Below are 12,353 nucleotides of genomic sequence, written 5' to 3'. Positions count from 1 at the left end.
CGTAACGCGCCTGGGATTTCCCCGGTCGGCGGGTCCGCGAACGGCCGAAGCACGCGGCCTGTCGGCTAGGGTCGAGAAATCCGGGTCACAAGATGCCCGGGTTGCGAGATCTGTTGACGCAATTGAGGAGACGACATGCCGTCCGGCTCGAGTACGGCCCCGACGCCGACCGGCCGCGGCCGCCCGCGCCTGGTACAGGCCCGACGCCGCGGGCAGACCGCGCGCGAGGAGATCCTCGACGCCGCTGCCGAATTGTTCACCCGCCACGGGTACACCGGGACGTCGACACGCATGATCGCCGAGGCGGTCGGCATCAGACAGGCGTCGATGTACCACTACTTCGGCACCAAAGACGACATTCTCGCGACCCTGCTGGAGACGACAGTCGTCGCCTCACTCGACCGCGCGCGGGTACTCCTCGACGGGGATGGACCCGCGCTGGCGCGGCTGCTGGAGCTCGCACGCTTCGACGTCGATCAGCTGGCGCAGTCGCGCTGGAACCTCGGTGCCCTGTACCTGCTGCCCGAGGTCGCTGACCAGCGGTTCGTCGAATTCCGTTCGGCGCGCCAGGAATTGGCCGACTCGTATGCCGCCCTGGCGGCCGCGGCACTCGGCGACGCCACCGACAAGCGGACGCTGCTCCCCTTCCGGCTGGTGGAGTCGGTCATCATGATGCGCGCCGACGAACAGCGCGGCGAGCTCGGCGAGCACACGGCTGCCGGTCTCGCCGCCACCGTCGTCGACGCGATCTCGCGAATCCTGTAGCAACAGAGCGCACATGGCCCACGTCGCTACGGGATTCCCGCGAGCGTGACGGCTAGCAGGTTCCGATCACGCCACCCTGCAGCGCCACCTCCATCTTGCGCACGATGGAGCAGTCCGCCGGACCACTCCCGACACTCCGCATGGGTTCGACCTGCTTCACCGCGGGGGTCGGGGCGAGCTGCCGGCCGACCGGCCCGGTGACCTGCGGTACGACCGGCTCCGGGGCGGCATGCCGCGGCTGATGCGGGACGACGACCCGCTCGGCCGACACCTCGGTGGCGTCCGCGCGCAGGTGTCGCGGCTTGTCGACCGGCACCTTCCAGCCCTTGTCATAGCCGTGCGCGGCGCCGATCGCGACACCGGCGGCGACCGCGGGCAGCGCGACGAGGGTGGCGACCACAGCCGTCCCGACCACGGGTCCGACGACGAGTCCCGTGGGCCACAACGGCAACGTGAGTATCAGACCCAAGGGGGCACCCACCACACCGCCGACCGCGAGGGCGAGGGGTGCTGCCACCCCGGCTCCGATGACGCCACCGACCGCGGCATCACCGACCATCTGCTCGGCCACCCGGTCGGCCCGCGCGACCGGTACCCCGTTGCTCTGCAACACATCCGAGATTCCTTGGACGATCTCACCGGCTCCCGCCGAGATCTGCGCGGCCAGTTGCGGAGACACCGCTCGCGGACGGGTCAGGTCCAGGTTTCCGACCCGAACCCGGTCCCCTGCATCGGCGACCGGCACCGCCACCGAACCGAGTGGCCGTAGGTGCCGCGACCCCGGTGTCGGGACGACCGACGTCACGTCCGGCCATGACCCGACCACCACCGGCGCCGCATCCGAGACCAGCGCGGCGTCGATCTGCGCGATGCGGAAAGCGTTGCCGGGCAGCGTTTGTGCTCCCGGCGTCGATGAGGAGGGAACCACCGGGACGGGCAGGGCCACCCCGGGTGAGGCCGCCTGGGCCACGGCCGGGGCCGTCACCGTGAGCGACGCGGCCAACGCGCAGCCGAGCAGGGCACCCGCCGGGCGGCGACCGCGCGGACGTGGGCAACGGTGTGCGCCGGATTTGCCGTTCTTGTCCATGGACGACCTCATCTCTTGTTGGTGAACCGATCATCGTGAGAAAACGCTAACCCCGAAGCGGCTTTCCGCGAGGCACTTTCGCGCGTCAGATGATCGTCGAGGACGGCCGCGATCTGTCTGATCGCCTCGTCCTCGGTCATCCCGAGGTGGTGGGTGTCGATGTCGACATTCGTGATGCTCCCCCGGACGTACCGCCCCCATCCGTTGGCGCCCAACGCATCCGGCCGTCGATCGCGCACGGCGGTGAAGTAGAGCACGTCGGTGTCGACGACCGGCGGGTCCCAGTCGCCGGTGGCCCGGATCAGCAGGTTGTAGGCGTCGGTCAGCCGCTCGATCGTCGCGGCGTCGATGCCGAACCCGGCGCCGAGGCGCTCGGCGATCTGCTCGGCGGCTTGTTCGGCGGTCGCGTCCGCACTGACGTAGTCGATGCCGAGGACCGGACCGAGGTTGCTGATCAGCTCGCCGGGGGTGACGGTGGTGATCGCCGACGAGTCGACACCGTCGGCCTCGGTGTCGAGCATGGCGAGCAGCGCGACCTCGGAACCGGCGGCCCGCATCTCGGCGGCGATCGCGTGCGCGATCACCCCGCCCAGCGACCATCCGAGCAGGTGATACGGGCCCTCGGGCTGGACCGTCCGGATCTCGTCGGCGTACCTGCGTGCGATCTCGTCGATCGTGGTGGGGCCGGGTGTCTCGCCCCCGATCTGTGGCGCCTGCAGGCCGTACACCGGACGGCCGGGCGGCACCTGCCGGCTCAGGGTCTGGTAGCTCCAGGCCAGGCCGGAGGCCGGGTGGATGCAGAACAGCGGCGGCAGTTCGCCTTCCGGCCGGATCGGGAGCAGGACGTCGAAGCCCACCCCGCCCGGCGCCTCGTCTCCCGGTCCGCGCGCGGCGTCGAACCCGTTGCGCATCCCGTCCTCGATCCGCCTTGCCAGGTCGGCCGGGCTCGAATCGGACAGCATCCACCGGACCGGGATCTCGACGTGCAACTCGGTCTCGAGGTCGTTGACGACCTGTACCGACCGCAGCGAATTGCCGCCGAGCGCGTAGAAGTCGTCGTCGGCGCCGACGCGCGGGACACCGAGCACGTGCTCGAAGGTCCGCGCGATCTCGGTCTCCAGCCACGACGACGGTGCGCGGAACGCCGAGGCGTCACGTGTCGGCTGCGGCAGCCTCGCCCGGTCGAGTTTGCCTGACGCGGTGATCGGCAGCGAGTCGATCACCATCACCGCCGTCGGCATCATGTATCCCGGGAGCGCCGCCGACGCGAACGCGGTGACCTCGGCGGTGTTCACCGACCTGCCCCCGCCGTCCCCCACGCCGGCCCCCGCCGGCACCAGGTAGACGGTGAGATAGTCGACCGCGTCGGTCGAGGTGACCGCGGCCGCCGCGCGGGCGATGTCCGGGTGCGCGGCGAAGACCGCCTCGATCTCACCGAGTTCGATGCGCAGCCCGCGGAGCTTGACCTGGAAGTCGCTGCGTCCCAGATACTCGAGCGCACCGCTTCGGCGACGCCGCACCAGATCACCGGTGCGGTACATCCGGGCGCCGGCCGCGAAGGGATCGGCCACGAAGCGATCGGCGGTCAGACCCGGTCGTCCGTGATAGCCCCGCGCCACCTGAGTCCCGGACAGGTAGAGGTCGCCGGTCACCCCCGCGGGCACCGGACGCAGCCGCGAGTCCAGCACGTACGCACGGGCGTTCCACACCGGCACCCCCATCGGCACCGCGCCGTCGGCGGCCGTCCCCACCGTGGAGGAGGTCGCGTGCACCGTGAACTCCGTCGGCCCGTACAGGTTGTACAACTCCACGTCCGGCAACGCACGGCGGGCGGCGTCCACCACGTCGGGCCCGAAGGCCTCACCCGCGACGAGCAGGGCCCGCAACGACAGCGCCGCGCCGGTGGGCAAGGCGTCGGCGAACACCGCCAGCATCGACGGCACGAACGAGGTGATGGTGACCCGATGTGTGGACATGACCTCGGTCAGGTAGCGCGGATCGGTGTGGCCGTCCGGTCGCGCGATCACCAGTCGGGCACCGACGGCCAGTGTCGCGAACAGTTCCCACACCGACACGTCGAAGGTCGCGGGAGTCTTCTGCAGCACCACGTCCGATCGGCTCAGCCCGTACTCGGCGCTGATCCAGCGAAGCTGGTTGACCACCGAACGATGCGACACGGCAACGCCTTTGGGTCGACCCGTGGAGCCGGAGGTGAACAGCACGTACGCGAGGGCGTCCGGGTTCAGCGGCGTGATCCGGTCATCGTCGGTCAGCGGCGAGTCGTCGAACCCGGAGAGATCGACGGAGTCGAGCGCGGACAGCACCAGCACCGGCTCGGCGCACTCGACCATGTAGTCGATCCGCTCGGCCGGATGGTCCGGGTCGATCGGCACGTAACCACCGCCGGCGGCGTGCACCGCGTACATCGCCGTGAGCTGGTCGAGCGAGCGTCGTATACGGAGCGCGACCAGCGAGTCCGGCCCCACCCCCTGTGCGACCATCCAGCGGGCCAGCCGGTTCACCCGACCGGAGAACTCGGCGTAGGTCTGCGAGACCGCCCCGGAGATCACCGCGGTGTCCTCGGCGTACGCGACCGCGGCCGCGGCGAACATCGAGGCGAGGGTCTCGGCGGAGTCCACCTCGTGCGACGTCGCGTTCGGACCCTGGAGGGCGGCAGACCGTTCGGCGTCGTCGAGCAGGTCCACGTCGTGGACAGGGCGGTCGGCGTCGATCGTCATCGCCTCGAGCATCGCCACCAACCGTTCGACGAACCGCTCCACGGTCGACGCGTCGAAGAGGTCGGACGCGAACGTGACACCACCGGTGATGCCGGCCGGCGCCCCGTGCGCGTCGTAGGAGTCGGCGACCGTCACCTGCAGATCGAACAGGGCGAGTCCGGTGTCCGGTTCGACGGCCCGCACCGACAGATCAGGCAGTTCGATGTCGGTGCTCGAGATGTTCTGGAACGCCAGCATCACCTGGAACAGCGGGTTGTGGGCGTCGGAGCGGACCGGGTTGAGTTCGGAGACGAGCCGTTCGAACGGGACGTCGGCGTGACCGAACGCCGCGAGGTCGGTGGTGCGCACGTCATCGATCAACTCGGCGAACGACATCCCGCTCCGCACCCGGGTGCGCAGGACCAGCGTGTTGACGAACATCCCGACCAGATCGTCGAGAGCACGTTCCCCGCGTCCGGCGTACGGGGTCCCGACGGCGACGTCGTCGGTCGCGGCGAGCCGCGCGAGCAGGGCGGCCAGCGCGGCATGGAAGACCATGAACAGCGTCGTGTTGTGGGCACGGGCGACCCGTTGCAACCCGGCGTGCAGATCGGCGTCGATGGTCAGGCCGACGGACTCCCCGACGTAGGACTGGGTGGCCGGGCGCGGCCGATCGGTGGGCAGCTCGAGCAACGGCGGTGTGCCGGCCAACTGCTCGGCCCAGTAGTCGATCTGCGCACGCAGCAACGAGTTCGGGTCCGATTCGGAGCCCAGGACCGCCCGCTGCCAGATCGCGTAGTCGGCGTACTGCACCGGCAACGGCACCCATCCGGGCGCCTCGCCCTGCAGACGCGCGACGTAGGCCGTCATGATGTCCCGCGCGAGGGGCCCCAACGAGGAGCCGTCACCGCCGATGTGATGCAGGATCACGGCGAGCACCCACGCGTCGCCGCCGAGCTCGAAGAGCACGATCCGGGTCGACGCCCCGGCGGTGAGGTCGAACGGTGCCGCGATCAGCTCCGTGATCGCCTGATCGACATCGGATTCCGCGACCTGGACGACCTCCATCGGGACGGAGTCCGCGGGCAGGATCACCTGAGCCGGTTCGCCTTCGACGAAGGGGTAGACGGTGCGCAGGATCTCGTGGCGGGCGACGACATCACCGATCGCCCGGTGGAGGGCGTCGACATCGAGACTTCCGGACAACCGCACCACGACCGGGATGCTGTACGCCGGCGACTCGGGTTCGATCCGGTTGAGGAACCACATGCGTTGCTGCGCATAGGACAGCGGGATCCGCTCCGGGCGTTCGTGTGCCACCAGGTCGACACGCCCGGTGTCCGTGTGCGACTCGGCGCGGGCGGCCAGCCGCGTCACCGTGGACGCCTCGAAGATCACCGACACCGGGATCGTGGTGTCAAGCGCCGCACCGATTCTCGCCACCACCCGCGTTGCGGCGAGACTGTTGCCGCCGAGGTCGAAGAAGTCGTCGTCGGCACCGACCGCGGCATCGACGGACAGGATGTCGGCGAACACCCCCGCGACGATCTCCTCGACCGGCGTGGCCGGGGCTCGGAAACTCCGGGTGGTGACGACCGGCGCGGGAAGGGCACGCCGGTCGAGCTTCCCACTGGGTGTCAGGGGGATGTCGTCGAGGACCACGACCGCCGCCGGGACCATGTACGTCGGCAACACCTCGCCGAGTTCGGCACGAAGTTTCTCACCGACGAGGGCGACGCCCGGCGCGGGCACGACGTAGGACACCAGGCGCATACCGATGCCGGAGTCGTGCCGCGGGACGGTGACGGCGTAGGCCACCCGAGCGAGTTCTGCCAGCGCGGCGTCGATCTCCCCGAGCTCGACCCGGAAGCCGTGGACCTTCACCTGGAAATCGTTGCGTCCGATGAACTCCAGGTCGCCCGAGTGGTTGCGGCGCACGATGTCCCCCGTGCGGTACGCGCGTTCTCCGGCATCGCCGAAGGGGTGGGCGACGAATCGGGCGGCGGACACCCCGGACCTGTTCAGGTAGCCGCGCGCGAGCGCGGGTCCGGACAGATACAGCTCCCCCGCGACCCCGTCCGGCACGGGCTGCAGACGGGAGTCGAGCACGAGCGTCTGCATCCCGGCGAGCGCCGTGCCGATCGTCGACCGTTCGCCCACCCGCAGCGGAGCGGTGGCGGTGGCGACGATGGTGGTCTCGGTGGGGCCGTATAGCACCCGGAATTCCCGAGCAGCGGCCGGATCGGCACCCACCCACCGGCTCACCAGGTCGGTCGGTACCTCGTCGCCCCCCGACATCACGACCCGCAGGTCGTCGAGCCCGTCCGGGTCCACCGAGGCCAGCGCGGCCGGGGTGACGAACGCATGGGAGACCCGGTGATCGCGAAGGAAGTCGGCCAGTTCGCGACCACCCCGCATCCCGGTGGGCGCCACGACGAGGGTGGCCGCGGCGCTCACGGCGAGCAGGATCTCCAGCAGCGACGCGTCGAACGAGGGAGAGGCGAAATGCAGTACCCGCGGGTAGGTTCCGAGCTCACGGTCGACGTGCAGCGTGGCGAGGTAATCGGCGACGCCGGCATGCGTGACGGCGACGCCCTTCGGCACGCCGGTGGAGCCGGAGGTGAAGACCACCCAGGCGGTGTTCGCGGGCCGGACCGGGCACACCCGATCGGTCTGTCGGATCGGCGACGACGACAGTTCGGCGACCTCGGCGGCGGTGGCGGGGTCGTCGAGCACGACCCAGTCGAGCGTCCCGGACAGCGTCGGCCGGGACCCACGTGTCGTGATCCCCAGTGGCGCAGCTGAATCGGACACCATCTGGTCGATCCGCGCGGCCGGGTAATGCGGGTCCACCGGGACATAGGGAGCACCCGATTTCACGACGGCCCACCACGCGACCAGCGATTCCGCCGACCGCTCCACGGCCACCGCCACCGGCCGCTCCGGTGCCGCACCATTGTCGATGAGATACCGCGCCAGCCGATTCGATCGGCGATCGAGCTCACCATAGGACAGCTCGACTTCGCCGCAGATCACCGCCGCACCGTCCGGGTCGGCCACGACGGCGGCCGCGAAGATCTCCGGCAGCAGCACGGGCTCCGCGACCGCACCCGGTCCCACCACCGACACCAGTTCCGCGCGCTCGGCTCCACCGAGCCAGTCGATGTCACCGACGGGTGTTGTCGCGTCGTCGACGATCGCGTCGAGCACACGGTGCAACCGACTGGCGATGCCGGTCACCGTCCCCGGATCGAACAGGTCGCGGGCGAACATCATGGTTCCCGAAAGACCCCGCGGCGTGCCGTCTTCGGTGTAGGACTCGGCGAGGACCACCTGGAGGTCGAACTGGCAGATGCCGGTGTCGGCCTGCGCGCGGGAGACGCGCAGGTCCGGCAGGTCGAGATGGACGTCGGACAGGTTCTGGAAGGCCAGCGCGACCTGGAACAGCGGATGATGCGCGGTGGACCGTTCCGGGTTGAGTTCGGAGACGATCCGCTCGAACGGGACGTCGGAGTGCTCGAAGGCGTCCAGGTCGACCTCGCGCACGCGGCCGAGCAATCCGGCGAACGACTCCGCGGCGTCGAGGTCGGTCCGGAGCGCGAGGGTGTTGACGAACATGCCGACGAGCGGTTCCAGTCCCGGTTCGCCGCGCCCGGCGACCGGGGTGCCGATCACGACGTCGTCGGCGCCGCTCAACCGGCCGAGCACCGCGGCGAGCGCGGCGTGCACGACCATGAACAACGACGCGCCATGTGCCCGCGCGAGGGCGAGGAGTTGCCCGTGCAGGCGGGCGTCGATCGCCACCGGCACCTGCCCGCCCGCGAGGGTCGCCACCGGCGGACGCGGGCGGTCGGTGGGCAGATCGAGGACGTCCGGGGCACCGGCCATGGTCGACCGCCAGAAATCCAGCTGGGCGTGCATCAACGAGGTCGGGTCGTCCGCGCTCCCCAGCATGTTTCGCTGCCACAGCGCGTAATCGGCGTACTGGACCGCGAGCGGTTCCCAGGCCGGTTCCGCGCCGGCGATGCGGGCGGCGTACGACGTCATCACATCGCGGGCGAGCGGCGCCATGGACTGGCCGTCACCGGCGATGTGATGGACCACGAGGACGAGCAGGAAACGTCCGTGGGTCCCCTCCCGGTCGTCGTGTGCGTCGCGGTTGTCCGGGCCATGGGGATCGTCCACGCCGTCCGGGTCGATCGCCACCACGGCCACACGCATCGGCACCGACGCGGTCACGTCGAAGCCGCGGCGTACGAACCCGGAGACGACGTCCTCGACCTCGCTGGCCGATGCTCGCGTCGACTCCAGGAGCACCGGGGCGTGGTCGAGGACGAGTTGCCACGGCTCGCCGTCGGTGTCGGGGTAGATCGTCCGCAGCACCTCGTGCCGTCCGACCACGTCGTCGAGGGCCTGCCCGAGCGCCGCGAGGTCCAGGTGCCCCGTGAGTTCGAGGACCACCGGGATGTTGTAGGCCGGCGACTCCGGCTCCATCCGATTGAGGAACCACATCCGCTGCTGCGCCAGCGACAACGGGATGCGCTCCGGGCGGACGGTTGCCGTCAACGCGGTGCGCCGGTCGTCGCCCAGCGACCCGACCAGCTCCGCCAGTGCCGCGACGCCGGGCGCGTCGAACACCGACCGCAGCGGAACCCGTACTCCCAGCTCCGCACCCAGCCGCGCCGTCACCACCGAGGCGGTCAGCGAGTCGCCACCCAGGGCGAAGAAGTCATCGTCGGCGCCCACGCGCGGCACGCCGAGGACATCCTGGAAGACGTGCGCCACGGCGGACTCGGCCGGGCCGGACGGTGCACGGAACCCACGCGGGGCAATCACCGGTTCGGGCAGGCGACTTCGATCCAGCTTGCCGGTCGGGGTGAGGGGTATCTCGTCCAGTACGACCACCGCGGCCGGGACCATGTATGCGGGCAGCGATCGCTCCAGCGACGCACGTAGTTCGTCACCGGAGAGCGACGCCCCCGCGGTGGCGGTCACGTAGGAGACCAGACAGTGCGGCGTTCCGTTCCCGCCACGCGGGACGGTCACGGCGTAGGCGACGTCGGCGCGCGATCCGAGGCGCGCGTCGATCTCGCCCACCTCTACCCGGGTGCCGCGCACCTTCACCTGGAAGTCGTTGCGTCCCACGTACTCCAGTGCACCGGACCGGGAGACCCGGACGAGGTCGCCCGTCCGGTACATCCGGGTTCCGGGCGCATCGGCGGGGCAGGCCACGAACCGCGCCGCCGTCGTCGCGGGCCGGCCGACATAACCGTCGGCCAGGCCGGGGCCGACGAGGTACAACTCGCCGACGACGCCCTGCGGAACCGGCCGCATCCACGTGTCGAGCACCATCGTGCCCACCGGTCCCACCGCCGTCCCGATCGTGATCGGATCACCCGCCCGCAGCGGCGTGCCGGCGGTGGCCCAGATGGTCGATTCGGTCGGCCCGTACAGGTTGATCATGTTCCGGCCGTCGGCCCACCGTGAGACCAACTCGGGCCCGACCGGTTCACCCGCGGTCGCCAGTACGCGCAGCGTGTCGAGACCGTCGGCCGGCACGGTGGCCAGTGCCGACGGCGTCAGGACGGCATGCGAGACCTGCTCGCGCCGAATCAGATTCGCGAGCGCGGGGCCGCCGTAGACATCGGGTGGCGCCACCACCAGACGTCCTCCGGTCCCGTGGGCCATCAGGAGTTCGAACACGAAGGCGTCGAAGCTCGGTGAGGCCACCTGCAACACATTCGACGACTGGTCGACGCCGAGGACCGCGCGCTGCGCCGCGACCACCTGCGCGAGTCCGCGATGTGAGACGACGACGCCCTTGGGCGTGCCGGTGGAACCGGACGTGTAGATCACGTAGGCGGTGTCCCCGAGCCGGATCGGGCCGCCGGCTTCGTTCGACTGGGGGCCGTCCGTCCGCGGTTCGTCGACGACGAGCCAATCGATGCTGTCGGGCAGTGCGGCCCGGCGCGCGCCGAAGGTGATGCCCAACCCGGCGCCGGCGTCGGCCAGCACGAACTCGATGCGCTCGGCGGGCAGGCTCGGATCCAGCGGCAGGAACGGCACTCCCGCCTTGGCCGCCGCCCAGATCGCGATCGCCGCCTCGACGGACCGCGGCAGTGCGCACGCCACGACGCCGGACTGCGCCCGCTGCGAGATCTGCCGCGCCAGGCGATCGGACTCGGCGTCCAGCTGCCGGTACGACAGCGACCGCTCGCCGCAGGTCACCGCGATCGCATCCGGCGCCTGACCGGCTGCGGCGGTGAGGATGTCGGGCAGGGTGGCCGGTTCCGGCATGTCGTCGATCCGTCCGGCGCCTGCCTCGTGCCCGACGTGACGGAGTGCGCCGAGGCGCGAACCCGGCTCGTCGGCGATGCGGGCGAGACATTCCACGAAGTGGTCGACGATCTCCCGTGCGCGGCTCTCGTCGAACTCGTCGCGATGGAACCGTACGGTGATGCCGAGTCCCGGTTCCCCCTCGCCGCCGTCGATCTTCGGCGCCACGACGACGCTCAGCGGGTAGGGCGTGGCGTCGAGCCCGGTGACGCTGTCGACGTGCAAGCCCGCCGCGGTGACCAGTTGTTGCAGTGCGTCCTCGCGCAGCGGGAACGACTGGAAGGCCAGTGCGGTGTCGAACAGATCCGACCGGCCCACCGCGCGGTGGATGGCCGGGAGTCCGACGTAGTGGTGGTCCAGGACCAGCGCGTTCGCGTCCTGCACATGAACCAGCAACTCGCGCAATGACATCGACGGTTCGAGACGGACCCGGATCGGTACCGTGCTGAGGAACATCCCCAGCGCCCGGTCGACGCCGGGCAGCTCCGGTGGCCGTCCGGCGACCGCGGAGCCCAGGACCACATCGGTGTCGCCGGTGAGGGTTCGCAGGACGAGGGCCCACGCCGCGGACAACGCGGTCCCGACCGTCACGGCGGACTCCGCGGCGGCCGAACGCAGACGCGCATACTCCTGCCCGGGCAGCTCGGCGATGACCTCACCGGCGTCGAACACGGTGGTCGCGGCACCGAGCCGGGTCACGCGGGTGGGTCCGTCGACGTCGGCGTAGGCCTGCGCCCACGCGGCCGCCGAGGCGTCCTGATCCTGTTCGCCGAGCCACGCGAGGTAGTCCCGGTACGAGGCTGCCGGCCGGCATGCGCCGATCTGCCCCGGGTCGCCGTAATAGTGGAGCAGTTCGCCGAGCAGCAGGGGCATCGACCAGCCGTCGAGGATCACGTGATGGTTGGTGACGTGCAGGGCGAAGTGGTCGCTGTCGAGCCGCACGAGGGTGAATCGGATCAGCGAGGGTTCGGTCAGATCGAAACCGGCGGCGGCGTCGGCGGCGGCGACCCGCCGGGCGGCCCCGCGGTCCGCGGCAACGGTGAGATCGACTGTCTGGAAGCGCACCTCGACGCCGTCGACGACGACCTGCCGCGGGCCGCGCGACGTCTCGACGAAGGCCGTCCGCAAGACGTCGTGGCGGTCCACGAGCGCCTGCGCGGCGCGGCGCAGCAGGCCGGCGTCGACCGGGCCGGAGAGGGCGATCGTCGACTGCACGGTGTAGGTGTCCACCGCATCGGGATCGAGGGTCGAGTGGAAGTGGATACCCGATTGCGTCGGCGACAACGGCCAGATGTCCGACAGCCGTGGGTAGTCGTTGCGCAGCCGGTCGAGATCGGCGTCGGGAAGATCGACGAGTGGCGAATCCTGCTCGGTGACAGCCTGTTCGACGGCCGAACCGGTGGCGGGGTCGCCGGTCGCGGAGGCGGTGGTGGCGATCTCGGCGAGCG

General features: G+C 70.6%; 3 protein-coding genes. 1 reads left to right on the top strand and 2 read right to left on the bottom strand.

The genetic code is table 11. The features are described 5' to 3' along the window. The first annotated feature begins 135 nt into the window (after nt 1-135). On the top strand, nt 136-765 hold the full coding sequence (locus tag M4D77_RS21515; protein WP_137810304.1) for a TetR/AcrR family transcriptional regulator: 630 nt from the start codon (nt 136-138) through the stop codon (nt 763-765). Nucleotides 766-817: 52 nt separating this feature from the next. Here the strand turns inward: M4D77_RS21515 and M4D77_RS21510 are convergent, their stop codons facing one another. Continuing rightward, complete coding sequence (locus tag M4D77_RS21510) at nt 818-1,852, bottom strand: hypothetical protein (protein ID WP_137810305.1); 1,035 nt, start codon at nt 1,850-1,852, stop codon at nt 818-820. 8 nt (nt 1,853-1,860) lie between these two features. Further along, nucleotides 1,861-12,353 (bottom strand): non-ribosomal peptide synthetase (locus tag M4D77_RS21505; RefSeq protein WP_259937345.1); only part of this gene is annotated, 10,493 nt, incomplete at its 5' end.

Origin of the sequence: Gordonia sp. p3-SID1431, assembly GCF_025143765.1 — a bacterium.
GTDB lineage: Bacteria > Actinomycetota > Actinomycetes > Mycobacteriales > Mycobacteriaceae > Gordonia > Gordonia hongkongensis.
Note: the sequence above shows the minus strand (reverse complement) of the source record. Positions and strands in the feature narration are given on the sequence as shown.